The following is an 18176-nucleotide window of genomic DNA, read 5'->3' on the forward strand; positions in this document are numbered from 1 at the left end:
GCCTAAGCTCACCGCCATGGGCAAACTCGGCGACCAGCAGGTGACGGACGACGACGTCCGCGAGGCCAACCGCGCGAACTGGGACGAGCGGGCCACGCTCCACGAGGCCGGCTCCTACGAGGTGTCTCGCTACGCCGAAGACCCCGAACAGATCTCCAGCGTGGTGACCGACGACCGCGCACCCCTGGCGCGGGCCCTCGGCCGTGACCCGCTGGCTGCCAGGCCGCTCGAGGGTCTCGACCTGCTGCACCTCCAGTGCCACATCGGCACGGACACCCTGTCACTGGCCCGGCTGGGCGCGCGCGTCACGGGCGCGGACTTCTCACCGGCCAGCCTCGAGGCGGCACGTCGGCTCTTCGCCGCCTCCGGCGCTCCTGGCACCTTCATCGAGACCGACGTGCAGCACGCCGGCGACAACGTGCCGGGCAGCTTCGACGTCATCTACACCTCCATCGGCACCGTGACGTGGTTCCGCGACCTCGACGCCTGGGCGGCCGGCATAGCCAAGCTCCTGCGGCCCGGCGGCACGTTCTACATCCGCGACGGGCACCCCGTCATGTTCTCCCTGGACGACGAACGCACCGACGGCGAACTCGTCGTCCGGTACCGCGGCATGGCCGACGGCACCTCCGAGGTGTGGGACGACGAGGACACCTATGGCAGCGACGACAAGCTCACCAACGTGCGCACCTATGACTGGCCGCATTCCCTCTCGGAGATCGTCAGCGCCCTCATCGGGGCCGGGCTGACCATCACGGGGATGGACGAGGGACGGACCCTCCCGTGGGACGCGTTGCCGCAGATGACGCTGACCGCGGACGGTGGCTCGTACGAGCTGCCCGAACACCAGCGGTTCCTGGTGCCGTTGACGTACACCATCACGGCGCGTAGGTAGCCCGGGGGTCAGCGCGCGAGCTTGCGCCCCTGCAGCACCGCTGACAGGAACACCACGAAGATGCCTGCCACCGGGACGATCAGGAGGCCCATCCGCAGCGAGACGTTGTCCGCCACCGCGCCCACGATGGGCGGCGACACCAGGAAGCCCACGCGAAGCAGCCACGAGACGATCGTGAGCCCCGTGCCGGCCCGCAGTCCCGGCAGGTTGTCTCCGGCGTGCATGGCGGCGGGCACGAAGGTGGCGCAGCCGAAGCCGGCCGCGGCGAAGCCCAGCACCGTGCCGGGCACGCTCGGCCAGGCGAGGGCGAGGCCCATGCCCACGGCGATCAGCACGCCGCCGAAGCGGGCGACGGCGCGCTCACCCCAGTGGTCGACCATGCGATCGCCCAGGATCCGGCCCACGAACTGGGCGCCCACGAGCGACACGAAACCGAAGGCGGCGAGAGCGGCCGGGGCGCCCAGCGTCTGGAGGTACAGGGTGGCCCACGAGTTGCCGAGGTCTTCGACGACGCTGCCGGAGATCGAGATCAGCGACAGGGCGGCCAGCAGCGCCATGATGCGCGGGCTGATGCCGCGTCGGACCTTGTCGGCGACCTCATGGGGGTTGGCGACGGCGCGCTCGTCGCCGTCGTGACCGGGCAGGGCGTTGCGCTGCGCCACGACAGCCACGACGGTGAAGAGCACCGCTGAGATGCTCAGGTGCACCCCGAGCGGGAGCTGCAGCGCGATCGCGGCTGCGGCCATCAGCCCGCCCGCCACGGCGCCCATGGACCAGAAGGCGTGGAACGAGTTGATGATCGACGAGCCGTAGCGCCGCTGCACGCGCAGCCCGTGTGCGTTCTGGGCCACGTCGATGATGGCGTCAGCTGCGCCGACGGCGAACAGCGCCCCGGCGAACAGCGCCAGCGACGGCGACAGCCCGGCCGCCAGCACGAAGAGGCTCGCGAGCATGGTGCCGTAGGTCGCCACGCGGGCGGAGGTGAACCGTCGGATGAACCAAGCAGCCGTCAGGCCGGCCACGATGGCTCCCACCGGCATGGCGGCCACCGCGAAGCCGTAGACAGTGTTGCCCAGGCCCAGCGCCGCCTTGATCTCGGGGTAGCGGGGCAGCACGTTGGCCACGATCGCGCCGTTGGTGAAGAACATGGCGTTGACCGCGAAGCGTGCTTTGCGGTCCACGAGGGGAATCGTCCGGACGGTTGTCATGCGCCCGATGGTAGCGAGCACTCGGAGTGCGCGGTTGCTCGGGCGTCCGTCCCGACGGCGGTCAGCGTCTCCGCCTGACCCGTCCTTGAGGACGCCCAGGTGGGCGCACACCTCGAGGCCTGTCGTGAGCAATTGGATAGGGTCACGGTCTGTTTGAGGCCTTCTGTCGGCGGGCGGATTCAATCGGTGGGTGCAACACCAACTAGTTTGGCCAGTTTCTCAGCAGGGGTCTCGTAATCCAAGCCCTTCCGGGGGCGGGTGTTGAGTTCGTACTCGGCCGCGGCGACTTCTGCGTCGGTGACACGGGTGAAGTCGGTGCCCTTGGGGAAGTACTGACGCTTGAGTCCGTTGCTGTTTTCGTTGGTGGGACGCTGCCACGGGGAGTGGGGATCACAGAAGTACACCTTGCAGGAGGTCTCGTCGGTGAATCGGTGATGGGCGGCCATCTCTACGCCCTGGTCCCAGGTCAACGAGCGCCACAGCGAAGCGGGTAACTCTCGGGCCATGATCGTGAGGATGTCGGTGACGGTGAAGGTGTCATGGACACAGACCCGCCGCATCATCGTGTACTTCGTGTGACGCTCATCGAGGGTGACCAGCGCGGAGCGTAGATCCGACCCGATGATCAGGTCACCTTCCCAGTGGCCTGGCACCCGCTTGTCGTCAGCCTCCTCGGGACGTTTCGCCAGGACCGCGTCCTCCCCGATCCAGCCCCGGGGTTTAGCAGGCAGCTTCGATCTCGGTCGACGTTTGCTGCGGCCCTGACGTAACGCCTTGTCAACCGTCAATTCGTGACGCAGTGACCCGGCGGTCTGGATGTAGAGCGCCTGGTAGATCGTCTCGTGACTCACCCACATGTCCTCCCGGTCAGGGAATTCGAGTTTCAACCGGCCCGAGATCTGCTCGGGAGAAATCACGCCGCTTCAACCGCTCGACCACCTCAGCACGCACCGCGCTACCAGGGGCCAGTTTCCCAGGCTTCGGCCGTTTCCGGGCCTGGTCGGCACGTGTCTGCGCGGGACGCCACCGGTACTTACCCTCAACGGATCCGCGTTGACGCTCCCGCCACACCGTCGAACGGGCCACCCCCAACTCGGCAGCGATCCACGTGTCACCACGTCCCTCGCTCAGCCGGATCGCGATCACCATCCGACCCGCCTGAGTCAGCCTGCCATTGCAATCGACCCAGTCCCCCTCGGGCACCCGACGCGGCTCCCGCGCCGCCCGCGGCCGCAGCTCGGGCACACCCCCGAGCCGCCCATGCTGCAACTTCACACCCTCGAGTTTGGCCCACCTCCACACCATCCCAGGCGAGATACCCAACCCCCGTGCGACTTCTCGCGCACTGAGCCCCTCAGCCAACCCGGCAAGGGCAACCCCACGCTTCTCTGAATCGCCCCGGGTCTGGTGGAGGGTCTGAAATCCCGAGAGGATGATGACCATGCCAGCACCGAGGAAGTACCCGCCGGAGCTTCGTGAGCGTGCGATGCGGCTTGTTGCCGAGGCCAGGAGAGAGGATCCGGAGTTGTCGTTGAACGCGGCGGTGATCCGGGTCGGGCAGCGCGTCGGGGTCAATCCCGACACGCTGCGAGGCTGGTGCAAACAGGCCGCGATCGACGCGGGCGAACGTCCCGGAACCACGACGAGCGAGGCGCAGCGCATCAAGGCGCTCGAGGCCGAAGTGCGGGAGCTGAAGCGTGCCAATGAGATTTTGTTGGCGGCGTCCTCGTTCTTCGCGCGGGAGCTCGACCCGCGACTGCCGTGGTAGTTCAATTCATCGACGATCATCGTGACCGGTTCGGGGTCGAGCCGATCTGCCGGGTGCTCACCGAGCATGCCGTGCCGATCGCCTCATCCGGTTACTACGCCTTCAAGAAGCGGCCGGCCTCTGCCCGCAGCATCTCGGACGCGGAACTGGTCGTGCAGATCGAGCGGGTGTTCTGGGACCGGAGGCTCGGTCGTGGGGTCAGTGGCGTCAGGAAAGTGTGGCGGCTGCTGCGCCGCGAGGGCATTGTCGTCGCGAGGTGCACGGTGGAGCGTCTCATGCGGCAGCAGGGGCTCCGCGGCATCCGTCGGGGCAAGCAGTTCATCACCACCAAGCGTGATGACGCTGCGAATCGCCCACCGGACCACGTGCAACGCTGCTTCCGCGCCGACCGCCCGAACGAGCTTTGGGTCGTCGACTTCACCTATGTTCCGACATGGTCGGGGATGGCGTTCACCGCGTTCGTCACGGACGTGTTCTCCCGGCGGATCGTCGGGTGGCGCACGATGAACCAGATGCCCACCGACCTGCCCCTGGACGCGCTCGAGATGGCGATCTGGGTCCGCGACCGCGCCGGGGAAGACGTCACCGGCGTCATTCAACATTCGGACGCCGGAGCGCAGTACACCGCGCTGCGCTACACCGAACGGCTCGCGGACGCCGGGGCCGTGGCCTCCATCGGGACCGTCGGGGACAGCTACGACAACGCCCTCGCTGAGAGCGTCGTGGGGCTCTACAAGACCGAGTGCGTGAAGATCGACGGCCCGTTCCGCACCGTTGACGAGCTGGAGTTGGCGACGCTGTCATGGGTGCACTGGTTCAACGAGGATCGTCTCCACTCATCGATCGACTACATGACACCAGCGGAGAAAGAAAACCAGTACTACCGTGAGATGAACCCCCAGCCGCTGCCGCGACTGGGAGAACTCGCCCTCCACTAAACCCGGGGCGATTCACTCCGCGACCGACACAACACATCCCCTTCAGATCTGTTGCACTCACCCCCTGAACTCGCGGTGTTTTGTTTCGTCGACCCATCTCATTTGCTCAAATCCCTGGGGCCGAGCACAAAAGGCTTGACGCCGGGCACTGCAGTGGGTTATTGTGGGACCGCTCCCACGCAGTGAAGCCCGAATGTTGAGTCTGTCGATGCCCTGACAGGCGAAGATTCTGGGGAGTCAGCGTAGGAGCGGTCCCATACTCGTCTCCAGCAAAGGAACGGACAATGTCGTCACCATTCAGGCTCTCCCGCAGGCAGCTCCTCGTCGCAGGCGGACTTACCCTCGGCACCAGCGCCCTCGCCGCATGCGGCGGTGGATCCTCCTCGTCGGGGGAGGCCTCGTCGATCGTCAAGGTCGGCTCCTACCAGTCCGACGAAATCCCCAAGAAGGCATTCGCCGACATGATGGCGGCGTTCGATGGCGGAGACGTCGAGATCAACACCATCCAGCACGAGACCTTCAAGGAGGGCATCAACAACTACCTCCAGGGAAACCCCGACGACGTCTTCACGTGGTTCGCCGGCTACCGGGCCCGCTACTTCGCGGAGCGTGGCCTGGTGGGCGACCTCAGCGACGTCTGGGCCAACATCGACGGGATGCCCGAGTCGATGAAGGTGGCCTCCACCAGCGGCGACGGCAAGCAGGTCTTCATCCCCAGTACCTACTACCCGTGGGCCGTGTTCTACCGCCCCAGCCTCTTCCAGGAGCGCGGCTACACCGAGCCCACGACGATCGACGAGTGGATCACGCTCAACGAGCGGATGCTGGCCGACGGCCTCACCCCCATCGGCTTCGCCGACAAGGACGGCTGGGAGGCGATGGGCACCTTCGACATGCTGAACCTGCGCGTCAACGGCTACGACTACCACGTCTCGCTCATGGCGGGCGAGGAGGCCTGGGACGGTGACAAGGTCAAGAACGTCTTCAAGCTGTGGAGCGACCTCATGCCTTACCACGAGGCCGACTCGCTCGGCCGCACCTGGCAGGAAGCCGCTCAGGGACTCATCCAGAACCGCACCGGCGTCTACGTCATGGGCATGTTCGTCCAGCAGCAGTTCGCAGCCGCTGGCCTCGAGGATGACCTCGACTTCTTCATCTTCCCCGAGGCGGATCCCGCGATCGGTGCGAAGGTGGTCGAGGCCCCCGTCGATGGCTTCATGATGGCCGCGGACCCGAAGAACCCGGAGCTCGCCAAGGAGCTGTTGGCCTACCTCGCCACGCCCGAGGCGGTCGCCTACACCGTCAAGGCCGATCCGTCGGTCATCGCGGCCAACTCCAAGGCCGACCAGTCGAGCTACAACGCGCTGCAGAAGAAGGCCGTCAAGGTCATCGAGGAGGCGGAGGCCATCTCGCAGTTCCTCGACCGTGACTCCCGCCCCGACTTCGCCAACACCGTCGTCGGCCCCGCGTTGCAGTCCTTCATCCAGGACCCGAGCCAGATCGATTCGATCCTCAGCAACGTCGAGGAACAGAAGAAGTCGATCTTCGCGAGCGAGTGAGCTGACATATGAGTACCACGACGGTCACCCCACCGAAGCGGCGCAGCGGCGTCCGCACCTCGCGTTCTGACCGGATCGTCTTGACCCTGATGCTCGCGGTGCCACTGCTGATCGTGCTGGGCCTCATCTGGGGCCCGGCACTGATCACGGTAGCGCTGTCGTTCACCACCTGGGACGGGATCGGTTCGCTCGACACCATCAAGTTCGTCGGAGTCCAGAACTACGTCGATCTGGCCACCATCTACCCGCCCTTCTGGCCGGCGCTGTGGCACAACGTGTTGTGGCTGATCGTGCTGTTCGCAGTGTTCACCCCGCTCGGCATGTTCCTGGCGATCCTGCTCGACAAGGAACTGCGCGGCACCAAGTTCTATCAGACGGCCCTCTACCTACCCGTGGTGCTGTCGGCTGCGCTGGTCGGCTTCATCTGGCAGCTCATGTACAGCCGGGATCAGGGCCTGATCAACGCCATGCTGGGCACGACCATCGACTGGTACGGCGATCCGTCGATCAACCTCTGGGCGGCCATGGTCGCCAACGGCTGGCGGCACACCGGCTACATCATGCTGCTCTACCTATCGGGCCTCAAGGGCGTCGACCCGGCGCTGCGCGAAGCGGCCCAGATCGACGGCGCCAACCAGCGGCAGACGTATCTCCGCATCATCTTCCCCGTCATGAGACCGATCAACATCATCGTGCTGACGATCACCGTCATCGAAGGCCTGCGGGCGTTCGACCTGGCGTGGATCATCAACCGCGGCAGGAACGGCCTCGAGCTCATCTCCACGTTGGTCACCACCAACGTCATCGGAGAGGCGAGCCGAATAGGCTTCGGCTCCGCGCTGGCCACCATCATGCTGCTGATCAGCTCGGTCTTCATCGTCATCCAACTCAGGGTCGTCATGAAGGGAGACCACTGATGAGCGCCACCACTGAGGCTTCCACCCGCAAACGTTCGACCCCACCGGCCCGGATCGCGCTACAGATTGGCCTCGTCATCATCTCGCTCGTGTGGCTGTTCCCGCTGTTGTGGGCACTGTTCAACTCGTTCCGTGACTACAGCTACACGGTGCAGAACGGCTACCTCTCGTTCGGCGGCTTCACGTTCGACAACTACATCAACGCCTGGAACCGGGGCGGCTTCACCAACAGCTTCCTGAACTCGGCGATCATCACGATCACCGCGGTCGTCCTGACGCTGGCGCTCTCCTCCTGCGCGGCGTTCGTCCTGGCCCGGTACAGCTTCAAGTTCAACCTCGCGATGCTCGCGGTGTTCGTCTCGGCGAACCTACTGCCACCACAGTCGCTGCTCATCCCCGTCTACCGGATGTTCCGGACGATCGAGGTGCCGCTGTGGCTGTCGGAGTCCGGGAGCCTCCTCGACTCGCACCTGGGCGTCATCCTCATCAACGTGGCCTTCCAGACCGGCTTCACCACCTTCGTGCTCAGCAACTACATGAAGACGTTCCCGAAGGAGATCTACGAGTCGGCGTCGCTGGACGGGGCCACGGCCTGGCGCCAGTTCTACGGCCTGACCCTTCCGCTGCTGCGCCCGCCGATGGCAGCGCTCGGCACCCTCCAGACCGCCTGGATCTACAACGAGTTCTTCTGGGCCACGGTGCTGATGCAGAGCGGCGACAAGTTCCCGGTGACGAGCTCGCTCAACAACCTCAAGGGATCCTTCTTCACTGACTACAACCTGCTCTCGGCGGGCTCGATCATCGCGGCTCTGCCCGTGCTGGTGGTCTTCTTCGTCCTCCAGAAGCAATTCATCGCCGGCCTCACACTCGGTGCCACCAAGGGCTGACGGATAGGAACTCCTGCAATGTCTCTCCATGACCTCACAGTCCAGTCACTCGTCGACGTCGCACCCGGCGACGGTGTCAGGCCGCGCGCCTGGCGCCGTCGGGAGCAGTGGCGGCTCGACCTCACCGGCACCTGGCGCTTCCATTACGCCACGGGTCTCGCCGAGGCGCCTGATGGGTGCGATGCCGCGGACTTCGACGACGACGGGTGGGACACGCAGGAGGTCCCCGGGCACTGGGTGCTCGGTGGCGACGGCCGCTACGGGCGGCCCATCTACACCAACATCCAGCTGCCCATCCCCATGGCGCCCCCGATGGTGCCTGACGACAACGGCATCGGCGACTACCGCAGGGACTTCGAGCTCCCCTCCGAATGGTCAGAGCTCGGCAGCATCTGGCTGCGCTTCGACGGCGTCGAATCGATCGGCATCGTCGCAGTCAACGGTCACCACGTCGGGGTGGTGCGCGGCTCCCGGCTGGCGACGGAGCTCGACGTCACCGACGTCGTGCGGCCGGGCCGGAACGTCGTCCACGTCCGCGTGGCGCAGTGGTCAGCCCAGACCTACGTGGAGGATCAAGACCAGTGGTGGCTCCCGGGCATCTTCCGCGAGGTGACGCTCGTCGGCCGTCCGGCCGCAGGCATCGAGGACTACCACCTGCTGGCGGACTTCGACCACACCTCGGGACGGGGAGTGCTGACCGTCCAGCTCCGGGATGCCACGTTCCCCGTCACCGTGGAGATCCCGGAACTGGGCATCAAGCAGAGCTGGGGAGCGGCCGACGATGTCGCACCCATCCCGCTCGACGCCGTGACACCGTGGAGCCCAGAGCGACCCCGGCTCTACCAGGTGCGCCTGAGCAACGACGCCGAGGCGATCGAGTCGCGCATCGGGTTCCGCACGGTCCGGATCGACGGACACCGGTGGTTGGTCAACGGCCACCAGGTGCGCATCGCCGGCGTCAACCGGCACGAGTACGACCCCGACCGAGGCCGCGTCTTCGATGAGGACGCGGCGCGCGAGGGCCTGCTGCTCATGAAGCGCCACAACATCAACGCCATCCGCACCAGCCACTACCCTCCGCACCCACGGCTGCTCGAGCTCACCGACGAGCTGGGCTTCTGGGTGATGGACGAGTGCGACCTCGAGACCCACGCCTTCGAGCTACACGGCTGGGAGAACAACCCGTCCGACGACCCGGCCTGGCGGACTTCGCTGGTCGACCGGATGCGCCGCACCATCGAGCGCGACAAGAACCACCCGTCGGTCATCTGCTGGAGCCTCGGCAACGAATCCGGCACCGGTGCGAACCTCGCCGCGATGGCGGAGGAGGCGCGGACGCTCGATCCGTCACGCCCGGTGCACTACGAGGGCGACTACGAGGCGTCCTACTCCGACCTCGTCTCGCGGATGTACGCCCCGATACCCGAGCTCGGCGATATGTCGGCCGGAATCTCGTCCGCGCTGTCGCCGCGCCCGGCGCAGTCGTCGCGGTTCCGCGACAAGCCGAAGGTGCTGTGCGAGTACGCCCATGCCATGGGCAACGGCCCGGGCGCCCTGGCCGACTACGCCGCGGAGTTCGACCGCTTCGAGGACTGGCACGGCGGGTTCATCTGGGAGTGGCGCGACCACGGAATCCGCACCACCACCCCCGACGGGACCGAGTTCTTCGCCTACGGCGGCGACTTCGGCGAGGTGGCCCACGACGGCAGCTTCGTCATGGACGGGCTCGTCCACTCCGACGGGCGCCCGTCGCCCGCCCTGGCCGAGGTCAAGCAGGTCTTCTCGCCCGTGACCGTCACCGCGATGCGCGACGGCATCGTCCTGCGCAACAGGCGGCACGATACGGACACGTCGGATTACCGGTTCACGTGGGTCTGGGAGGTTGACGGCGAGCGCCGCTCCGACGGGGACCTCGACGTCCCCACCATCGACGCCGGAGGCGAGGTGACGATCCCGCTGCCGCAGCTTCCCGCCGAAGCGGAGACCGTGCGCGACTCCTGGCTCACGGTCACCGTCCGCGAGAGCGCCGATCGGCCTTGGTGCAGCGAGGGTCACGAAGTCGTCGTGGCGCAGGCCCGGCTCGATCGGAACGCCGCGCCGCTTCTCCCAGCACCGACGGGCAGCGTCAGCGCTGGCCAGATCGTGGAGGTGGGGCCGGTCACGCTCTCGGCGTCCGGCCGCGTCCTGTCGATCGGGGGCGTCGAGGTGGGGGAGTCCGGCGTCGAGCTCTGGCGCGCCCCCACCGAGAACGACTCGCTGGGAGACTTCGGCTCCTACGAGATCGGCGACTACACCGCGACCCGGGGCTACGGCCTGCCCGGACCCAGCTCCGCGGCGCGCTGGCGCGCCCAGGGCCTCGACCGACTGATGCGCCAGACGGTGAGCGCCGGGGCGGAGGGTGACGAGTTCGTAGTCGTCGAACGACTCCTGCCCGCGCAGGGTCGTCACGGTGCCGAGGTGACCTACCGCTGGCGTCGGATCGGTGACGCGGCGGGCTGCCAGGTGCTGGTCTCTCCGATCAGACCGAGGACCGACGTCACCTGGCCCCGGGTGGGGTTCCATCTGCTGCTCCCCGGCGAGTTCGAGCGCGCGGAGTGGTTTGGCGGTGGCCCGGGGGAGGCGTACCCCGATTCGCGGTCGGCGTCGATGGTGGGGCGCCACGCGTCGGCGATCGACGAGCTCGCCTTCCCGTACGCCGTCCCGCAGGAAACCGGCCACCGCGAGTCGCTCCGGCGACTCGACATCAGCGGTGAGGCGACCTCGATCCGCCTCCGGGCATTCGGCCCCGACGTGCCCGGGTTCTCTCTACTGCGCCACGACGCCAGCGAGCTGACTGCGGCGCGGCACCAGCACGAGCTACCCGAGAGCCGCGGGGTGCATCTCTACCTCGACGCGTTCCAGCACGGTCTCGGCAGCCGGTCCTGCGGCCCCGATGTGCTGCCGCAGTACCAGCTGTGGCCGAGAGCGGTGAGCTTCGGATTCACCCTAGAATTGGCCCCGTGAGCTGCACGATCGAAGACGTCGCGAAGCTGGCGGGGGTCTCGAAGAGCACCGTCAGCCGCGTGCTGACGGGCTCACCGAAGGTGTCGCCCGCGGCTCGGCAGGCCATCGAGCGCGCGATCGCCGAGACCGGCTTTCGCTTGAACGCCCATGCGCGGTCCCTGGCGTCGGGGCGCAGCGACGCCATCGCGGTGCTGATGACCCAGCCGACCGAGGAGCTGTTCGACGATCCGACGATCCGAGGTTTGTTCCGCGGAGTCAACGAGGGGCTCGGCGACCGTGAGGAGGCGCTCCTGGTGCTGCTCGCCGGCAGCCCCCGCGAACAGCGCCGGGCGGTCCGCTTCCTCGACAAGCAGCGGATCGACGGTGTCGTTCACCTCACGCCGCACCATGCGGACCCGATCCTGCCGGTGGTTTTGGCGGCGAAGCTGCCGATGGTGGTGTGCGGCACGCTCCCGGGCGTCAACCTGGGGCCGCAGATCCGCACCGTGACCATCACTGACAGGGAGGGCGCGGCCAGCGCGGTGCGTTACCTGCGCGAATGCGGTGCGAAGCGGATAGCAACCATCACCGGACCCAAGGACGCGCCCGGCAGCAGCGAGCGATTGATGGGGTACCGCGACGCTCTCGGTGATGCCTACGATCCGGCTCTGGTGGCCCACGGCGACTACACCCTCCCGTCCGGTCGCGATGCGATGCGCAGCCTGCTGGACTCTGGTGTGGGGTTCGACGCTGTCTTCTGCGCCTCAGACCGGATGGCGGCGGGCGTGTACCAGGTGGCACAGGAGCGGGGCCTGTTCATCCCCGGTGACCTTCAGGTGGTTGGCTTCGACGGCCACCCCCTGGGCGAGCAACTGGTGCCCACGTTGACGACGGTTGCGCAGCCGATCGAGTACATCGGCCGCCAGACGGTGGAGATGCTGAACGAGATGATCACCGGCGGCGATCCCGGGCACCGAGTATTCCCGACCGAGCTGGTGGTGCGCGCTTCGACGAGGAATCCAGACTGACGTCTCCGGGTTCCGGGGACCGCGGTGTAGCTTGTCTGCATGAGAGCCGGGAGCGTTGCCGCCGCGCTGATGTGTGCGGTACTGGCGGCCTGCTCCACGCCTACTGAGGCGCCCTCCACCCCGGCCCCTGCGACGACTGAGACCACGGCCGCCGGTCCAACCCCGTGGGCGACGGACCGCTGCCGCGAGCTCGCCGACGGCGTCGGCGCGGCGCTGCAGGCGGTCGTCGACTCGTACGAGCAGCCAGCGCCGAGCCCGGCTCCGGGGTCCGACGGCGACGACCTGGAGGGGTCACTTGCCACCGTTCAGGAGTCGGTCGAGGAGGGCCACTGCGCACCGCAATCCATGCAGGGCTGGGTGGAGGCAAGCGTCGACGCGGTGGAGGCCGAGGGAACCATCGCCGAGGCCGTCCGTGCCAGGCTCGTCGCCGGGCTAGACGGCAGGATCCCCACCGAACTGGTGCACGTGCCGGTGGCGCCGGGCGAGGACCTGGCCACTGAGGTGTCGGAGGCGCCGTCGGGAGCGACGCTTCAGTTGGCGGCCGGCACGTTCGACCTGGCCGAGCCGCTGGTGCTTCTCGGCGGCATCACGATCGCCGGAGCAGGTCAGGATGAGACGGTGCTCCGATCCTCTGCGGAAGACACGGCGGTGCTCATCGCGACATCTGAGACGGTGTCGCTCGAGGGGCTCACGATCGAGCGCGACGACACGGTGGCCGGATCGGGGATCGTCGCAGGAGGCGCGGCCTCTCTCGTGTTGGAGGCGGTGACGGTGTCGGGCGCCGTGGCAGGTGATACCGGGGGAGGCGCTGCTGTGATGCTGATGGGCACGCAGGAGGGCGCCGAGAGAAAGACGACGGCGGAGATCACCGACTCGACCCTGAGCGGCAACGATTGGGCGGGGCTCGCCGTCAGCGGGACGCACCGGGTGAGCGTCAAGTCGTCGACCTTCGCGGACAACGGCGAATGTGGCGTTTGTTTCCTGGGGGAGTCCGACGGCTCGGTCGCGGACTCCTGGATGGACGCAAACCCCGTTGGCGTGGCAGTGGCGGAGCAGTCCACCCCCACGCTGATCGGCAACGCGATCACCGGCGGCGAGGTGGGCCTCCAGGTGCAGGACGACGCCGCGCCCATCGCCGAGAAGAACATCATCACCAATCCGGACCGGGCCGCCGTCATCGTGAGCGGCAAGGCCGCGGGCGCCTTCGCGGAGAACGTCTGCGCCGACGTCGAGTTCGGCATAGTCGTCACCGACACGGCCGCCCCGACGCTGACCCACAACGAGTGCGCACTGGCCCGCGGTCAGACCGAATCCGCCTCCCCCTCCCCGTCGCCCTGAGCGCTCGAGCCGTTCCCCTAAGTAGCGGGGGCCTTGCCGTTTCCCTGAGTAGCGGCCGCGCTCGAAGGGCTCGTGACGGGTCCGCGTGGCTCGGCCTGACGCCGTCGCACTGGGGCGGGGGCGGGAGAGGTTGCGGCCGTTACCCTTCGACAGGCTCAGGGAGCGGGGTCTTGCCGTTTTCCTGAGTAGCGGCCGCGAGGTACGAGGTGCGTGGGTCTTGCCGTTTCCCTGAGTAGCGGCCGCGAGGTACGAGTGGCCGTGTATCGAAGGGCTGGTGACGGGTCCGCGTGGCCTGGCCTGACGCCGTCGCACTGGGGCGGGGGCGGCGGGAGAGGTTGCGGCCGTTACCCTTCGACAAGCTCAGGGATCGAATGCGACAAGCTCAGGGAGCGAACATTCGCTCAGGAGTCGCGCGGCCCGTACACGCGCAGCGCGTCGTCGTCAGGCGACCAGCAGCCCGGCTGCACCGATGAGGACGAGGATCGGCGTGAACATGGCAACCCCTTCGCAACCACGGTACTCCGGCGGGCCGGGGCCGTCGACAGGTTCTCGTGCATCCCCTACCGGGACGTTCTTACGGTGGGAGAATGGAGGTCTGGTCCGACGGAAGGAACCTCCATGGCAACGCTGCTGCAGATCGATTTCCCCAGTGACGGCCCGTTCGGGGCGGAGATGTCCGACGCGTACGCGGACCTCGCCACGAGCATCAGCCAGGAACCGGGGCTCCAGTGGAAGATCTGGACCGAGAACGCCACCGACCGCGCCGCGGGAGGCATCTACCTCTTCAACGACGAAGACTCGGCCCGCGCCTACTGCGACATGCACACCAAGCGCTTGGAGAGCTTCGGCGTCACGGGCATCCGGGCGCGGTTCTTCGACGTCAATCCGGATCTCACCGAGATCACCCGCGGGCCCGTTGACTGACCTTCAATGACCGCTCGGGGGCTTCGAGTGGCGGATCTGATGGCGTAGTCGCCACCACATCCGCCGGTCGACGAGGCCGCGCCTCACCAGCCCATCGAGCCGGGGGTGCCCTTGAAGGGTCCGGCCACCGACGAGGTAATCCAGCCGCCATAGAAGCCGCCGGGCTGCGGAATGACGCGCTCGCCGTCGACGAAGACGCGCTCGCCGTCGACGAAGCAGGCGTCCATCGCTCCGGGATAGAGCGCGACGTGGTCGGCGAGCGCCGCGAATCCAGCGGTGGGTGTCGGATAGTACCAGGCGGCCGCCGACGCAGTCGTCTCTCCGCCGCGGACGTCGAGGTACTTGGCCGCGCCCTTCCACTCGCAGAACGAGCCCCCGGGTGCCGGCGTTAGGGCGCCCGGCACGAAGCCGGAGCGCGGCAGGTAGTGCGTCGGGGGATGGCTGGTTTCCAGCACCTGGAGTGACTCGTTCCCGCGGAACACGATCTCTCCGCCGAGGATCACCTCGATCGGCAGCGAGCAGCGGCGCAGGGCGGGCGGCCGGGGGTAGTCCCACACGGACTCCTGGCCGAGGCCGACGGGGTCAGGTTTCGGGCGGTGCACCATGGACCAACGGTACTGCCCCGCGGAAGCGGGCTGCCCCGGGTTCAGCGGTCCTTGCGCCCGAGCACGATCCTGATCATCGAGGACGAGGCACGCATCGCCTCGTTCGTCGCCAAGGGCCTCAAGGCCGCCGGCTTCACCACCCACACCACCGCCTCGGGAGTGGAGGGCGCGTCGCTGGCCATCCACGGCAACTTCGACCTGGTGATCCTCGACGTCGGCCTGCCGGACATCGACGGCTTCGAAGTCCTGGAACGGGTCCGCGGCCAGGGTGTGACCGTTCCCGTCATCATGCTCACCGCCCGAGCCTCGGTGACGGACCGCGTCACCGGCCTCGAGGGTGGCGCTGACGACTACATGCCCAAGCCGTTCAGCTTCGAGGAACTCCTGGCCCGCATCCGCCTCCGGCTCCGCAAGGAGTCCCTCGCCGACGCGTCGGCCACCGAGCTCTCGCACAACGGCCTGAAGTTGGACCTGCGCACCCGCCAGGCCGAGGTGGACGGCCGGTCCGTGGACCTCTCGGCCCGTGAGTTCACGCTCGCCTCCACCTTCCTGCAGAACGCCGGACAGGTGTTGAGCCGCGAGCAGTTGCTGAGCAACGTCTGGGGCTACGACTTCGACCCGGGTTCCAACGTCGTCGACGTCTACGTCCGGTACCTGCGCACGAAGCTGGGCAAGGAACGCTTCGAGACGGTCCGCGGGATGGGCTACCGCCTGGTCTGAGGGTCGCGCGGCTGGCTAGACCAGCCACCACCGACCAGCCCACTGAGCGGGGAACGAGCCTCGAAGGGCCCTGACGGGACGCCCTTCGAGGCTCGCTCGTGCTTGGGGAACCGTGCGCCTGGCAGACGGAGCCCCCGGTCCCTGCAACGACGGCGCCCGCCCGGGGAACCGTGCGCCTGGCAGACCGAGCCCCCGGTTCCTCTAACGACGGCGCCCGCCCGGGGAACCGTGCGCGAGGCGACGTCGTCGCTGGACACCAAGGCCGAGCGGCAGGTGCAGGCCGGCCTGGAGGAACTGATGACCGGGCGGACCACCCTGATCATCGCGCACCGCCTGTCCACCATCGCCGGCGTGGACCGCATCGTCACCATCCGCGACGGCGCCATCGACGAGATCGGCTCCCCCGCCGAACTGGCCACCACCGGCGGCATCTACGCCGAACTCCTGGCGCTGCAGGGCTCCACGTCGAAGGCGGACCGCGCCAAGTTGCTGAACTGGGACATCACCCGCTGAAGCTGACTCGGGCGGTCCGGGAGAACTGGACAAGTGGTTCGGGGCCCGTTGTGGGGGCCAAAACCACTTCTTGATGCGTTTCACCCGGGACGGGAGCCCAGCGACGGGGCCTTTGGCCTGATTAGGGCGCTCTCATCCAGGTCTCACGACGGGCTCAGCGGGGCCGGGTTGAATCGGACGCATGTACATCCGGTTGCCCCGCGGCTGCGCCCGTCCCCGTGCGCGCTGCCCCCACGCCGCTGAAATCCTCGACGTCGGTCCCGCCCGGGCCATGACGGGACTCTGATGGGCAACAATGGGGCCGTGACCACCAGCGAGACGACGGCGAAGCCGCGCCGCGCGACGACGATCCGCCAACGGATCTCACTCGCGCTGGTGCTGCTGGTCATGTTTGCGCTCGCGGTGACCGGAACGCTCGTCTACTTCCTCGAGTCCAACGCCATCGAACGGCGCGTCGTCACGGAACTCGACGGCAACCAGGGTGAGTTCGCGGTCCTGGCCACGGAGGGGGTGGATCCGGACACCGGGCAGCCGTTCGCCGGTCCGTCACGCCTGCTGGAGGTCTACCTCACCCGTTCGGTCCTCAACGCAAACGAGGGCGAGGTCGGCTTCATCGACGGCCGCCTCCACTGGCAGTCCGCGGACAACGCCACCTTCGTCCCCGAGAGCGACGAGGAGCTGATGGCACACATCGCACCGCTGACCACGCTCGACGTCGTCTCCAGCGGGGCCATCACCACCTCCATGCACGAGTACCGGTACATGGTCACCCCGGTGCACTTCCCCACCGCCAGCGGTGCCCTGGTCCAGGTGCATGACTACGACGGCGCCCGCGAGGAACTCCACCAGACCATTTTCGCGTTCATCCTCGTTGCCATCGGAGCGACGCTGGCCGTGGCCGCAGTGTCCTGGCTGCTCGTCAGCAGGCTCCTCAGACCCGTCGAGGAACTCCGTGAGGCCGCCGAGAGCATCGGTGAGAACGACCTCACCACGCGCGTCCCGGAACGCGGCAACGACGATCTGACAAGGCTTTCGGTCAGCATCAACCACATGCTGGACCGGCTCGAGACCTCCGTCGAGGGCCAGCGCCGACTGCTCGACGACGTCGGCCACGAGCTGCGCACCCCCCTCACCATCGTGCGCGGCCACTTGGAGCTGATGGACATCGACGATCCCTACGACATCCAAGAGACCCGCGAACTGGCACTGGACGAACTCGACCGGATGGGTGGCCTGGTGGGTGACCTCCTGACGCTGGCAAAGTCCCAGCAGAGCGATTTCGTGAAGCCGGAGTGGTTCTCGCTGGCCACGCTAACGGACCAGGTGCTCGAGCGTTCCCGCGGCCTGGGGGATCGCAGTTGGCGGCTGCGCAGCATCGAGTCCGCCGACGCCTGGCTCGATCCCGACCGGATCACGCAGGCCTGGCTGCAGTTGGTGGCCAACGCCGTCAAGTACTCCGAACCCGAATCCGCCATCACCCTGGCCTCCGAGCTGGTGCGCGGGGAGGTCCACCTCAGCGTCGAGGACCGCGGCATCGGGATCCACGAAGCCGATATCGAGAAGATCCGCACCCGCTTCGGCCGCGGTCGTGGGGTCTCGGAGAAGGCCGGCGCAGGTCTGGGCCTGTCCATTGTCGAAAGCATCGTCGAGGCGCACAAGGGACGCCTTAGCCGGAGCCGGAGCCGGAGCCGGAGCCCGAGCCTGCGCCCGAGCCCGAGCCCGAGCCGACACCGGCACCCTGGGTGCCCCCGGGTCGCAACAAGAAGAAGTAGCGACGCGCCTCAGGGCGCACCCCGCCCGTCCGTATCCCCACCCTCCGGCAGCCTGGTCGGGTGGGGGTGGATGAGTTGAGCAAATGAGATGGGTCAACGCCACGACACGCCGGTGTAACAGT

The 18176-nt window shown here is 67.6% G+C and carries 14 protein-coding genes, 1 pseudogene and 1 other annotated feature; of the genes and pseudogenes, 12 read left to right on the top strand and 3 right to left on the bottom strand.

Translation table 11 applies throughout. From position 1 onward, the window contains the following. The first annotated feature begins 16 nt into the window (after positions 1-16). Positions 17-895 carry a bifunctional 2-polyprenyl-6-hydroxyphenol methylase/3-demethylubiquinol 3-O-methyltransferase UbiG gene (locus J7D54_RS03995; protein WP_182761903.1) on the top strand — a complete coding sequence of 293 codons (879 nt, stop codon included), beginning with the start codon at positions 17-19 and terminating at the stop codon, positions 893-895. Between the two features lie 8 nt (positions 896-903). Here J7D54_RS03995 and J7D54_RS04000 read toward each other — a convergent pair whose 3' ends face one another. Further along, positions 904-2103, bottom strand: a complete 1200-nt coding sequence (locus J7D54_RS04000; protein ID WP_182761902.1) for an MFS transporter — start codon at positions 2101-2103, stop codon at positions 904-906. Positions 2104-2282: 179 nt separating this feature from the next. After that, positions 2283-2960 (bottom strand): IS30 family transposase, encoded by a 678-nt coding sequence (locus tag J7D54_RS04005; protein ID WP_245244200.1) that lies wholly within the window; start codon positions 2958-2960, stop codon positions 2283-2285. Positions 2961-3544: 584 nt separating this feature from the next. Between J7D54_RS04005 and J7D54_RS04010 the strand changes: the two genes are divergently transcribed. The 8 genes from J7D54_RS04010 to J7D54_RS04045 all read left to right on the top strand — a co-directional run bounded on the left by J7D54_RS04010 (position 3545) and on the right by J7D54_RS04045 (position 14444). Beyond that, a protein-coding gene (locus tag J7D54_RS04010; protein WP_370585828.1) for an IS3 family transposase occupies positions 3545-4809 on the top strand; the annotation gives its coding sequence in 2 pieces (ribosomal slippage) (positions 3545-3836 and positions 3836-4809; 1266 coding nt in all). Next, positions 3829-3957, top strand: a sequence feature (AL1L pseudoknot). Its footprint overlaps the gene before it by 129 nt. 284 nt (positions 4810-5093) lie before the next feature. Then, positions 5094-6368, top strand: coding sequence for an ABC transporter substrate-binding protein (locus tag J7D54_RS04015; protein ID WP_182761900.1), 1275 nt, complete (start codon positions 5094-5096; stop codon positions 6366-6368). Positions 6369-6376: 8 nt separating this feature from the next. After that, on the top strand, positions 6377-7285 hold the full coding sequence (locus J7D54_RS04020; protein WP_077339718.1) for a carbohydrate ABC transporter permease: 909 nt from the start codon (positions 6377-6379) through the stop codon (positions 7283-7285). Next, a complete protein-coding gene (locus J7D54_RS04025) occupies positions 7285-8172 on the top strand; it encodes a carbohydrate ABC transporter permease (RefSeq protein WP_077339720.1) in 888 nt (295 codons plus the stop codon). The genes J7D54_RS04020 and J7D54_RS04025 overlap by 1 nt, the downstream gene beginning before the upstream one ends. 18 nt (positions 8173-8190) lie before the next feature. After that, complete coding sequence (locus tag J7D54_RS04030; protein WP_182761898.1) at positions 8191-11175, top strand: glycoside hydrolase family 2 TIM barrel-domain containing protein; 2985 nt, start codon at positions 8191-8193, stop codon at positions 11173-11175. Beyond that, positions 11172-12182: a LacI family DNA-binding transcriptional regulator gene (locus J7D54_RS04035; RefSeq protein WP_182761896.1), complete on the top strand. Its 1011-nt coding sequence runs from the start codon at positions 11172-11174 to the stop codon at positions 12180-12182. The genes J7D54_RS04030 and J7D54_RS04035 overlap by 4 nt, the downstream gene beginning before the upstream one ends. Positions 12183-12221: 39 nt before the next feature. Continuing rightward, positions 12222-13520, top strand: coding sequence for a right-handed parallel beta-helix repeat-containing protein (locus tag J7D54_RS04040; RefSeq protein ID WP_182761894.1), 1299 nt, complete (start codon positions 12222-12224; stop codon positions 13518-13520). A 618-nt stretch (positions 13521-14138) separates the two neighbouring features. Then, on the top strand, positions 14139-14444 hold the full coding sequence (locus tag J7D54_RS04045; RefSeq protein WP_182761892.1) for a monooxygenase: 306 nt from the start codon (positions 14139-14141) through the stop codon (positions 14442-14444). An 83-nt stretch (positions 14445-14527) separates the two neighbouring features. Here J7D54_RS04045 and J7D54_RS04050 read toward each other — a convergent pair whose 3' ends face one another. Beyond that, positions 14528-15049 carry a DUF427 domain-containing protein gene (locus J7D54_RS04050; protein WP_182761890.1) on the bottom strand — a complete coding sequence of 174 codons (522 nt, stop codon included), beginning with the start codon at positions 15047-15049 and terminating at the stop codon, positions 14528-14530. A gap of 51 nt (positions 15050-15100) precedes the next feature. Here J7D54_RS04050 and J7D54_RS04055 point away from each other — a divergent pair, with 51 nt between their 5' ends. The 3 genes and pseudogenes from J7D54_RS04055 (at position 15101) to J7D54_RS04065 (ending at position 18133) form a co-directional block, all read left to right on the top strand. Continuing rightward, entirely contained in the window at positions 15101-15769 is a 669-nt protein-coding gene (locus tag J7D54_RS04055; protein ID WP_182761889.1) for a response regulator transcription factor, read from the top strand. 234 nt (positions 15770-16003) lie between these two features. Next, positions 16004-16282 (top strand): annotated as a pseudogene (locus tag J7D54_RS04060) (ABC transporter ATP-binding protein); the annotation flags it as partial. Positions 16283-16585: 303 nt separating this feature from the next. After that, entirely contained in the window at positions 16586-18133 is a 1548-nt protein-coding gene (locus J7D54_RS04065; RefSeq protein ID WP_182761887.1) for a cell wall metabolism sensor histidine kinase WalK, read from the top strand. Positions 18134-18176 lie beyond the last annotated feature (43 nt).

Origin of the sequence: Tessaracoccus sp. MC1865, from assembly GCF_017815535.1 — a bacterium.
Classification (GTDB): domain Bacteria; phylum Actinomycetota; class Actinomycetes; order Propionibacteriales; family Propionibacteriaceae; genus Arachnia.

Bases quoted from the DNA above. Each gene is read 5' to 3' on its own strand.
- J7D54_RS04020 (WP_077339718.1), top strand. From the start codon at position 6,377: ATGAGTACCACGACGGTCACCCCACCGAAGCGGCGCAGCGGCGTCCGC.
- J7D54_RS04050 (WP_182761890.1), bottom strand. From the start codon at position 15,049: ATGGTGCACCGCCCGAAACCTGACCCCGTCGGCCTCGGCCAGGAGTCC.
- J7D54_RS04005 (WP_245244200.1), bottom strand. From the start codon at position 2,960: ATGTGGGTGAGTCACGAGACGATCTACCAGGCGCTCTACATCCAGACC.
- J7D54_RS04045 (WP_182761892.1), top strand. From the start codon at position 14,139: ATGGCAACGCTGCTGCAGATCGATTTCCCCAGTGACGGCCCGTTCGGG.
- J7D54_RS04040 (WP_182761894.1), top strand. From the start codon at position 12,222: ATGAGAGCCGGGAGCGTTGCCGCCGCGCTGATGTGTGCGGTACTGGCG.
- J7D54_RS04015 (WP_182761900.1), top strand. From the start codon at position 5,094: ATGTCGTCACCATTCAGGCTCTCCCGCAGGCAGCTCCTCGTCGCAGGC.
- J7D54_RS03995 (WP_182761903.1), top strand. From the start codon at position 17: ATGGGCAAACTCGGCGACCAGCAGGTGACGGACGACGACGTCCGCGAG.
- J7D54_RS04030 (WP_182761898.1), top strand. From the start codon at position 8,191: ATGTCTCTCCATGACCTCACAGTCCAGTCACTCGTCGACGTCGCACCC.
- J7D54_RS04000 (WP_182761902.1), bottom strand. From the start codon at position 2,103: ATGACAACCGTCCGGACGATTCCCCTCGTGGACCGCAAAGCACGCTTC.
- J7D54_RS04025 (WP_077339720.1), top strand. From the start codon at position 7,285: ATGAGCGCCACCACTGAGGCTTCCACCCGCAAACGTTCGACCCCACCG.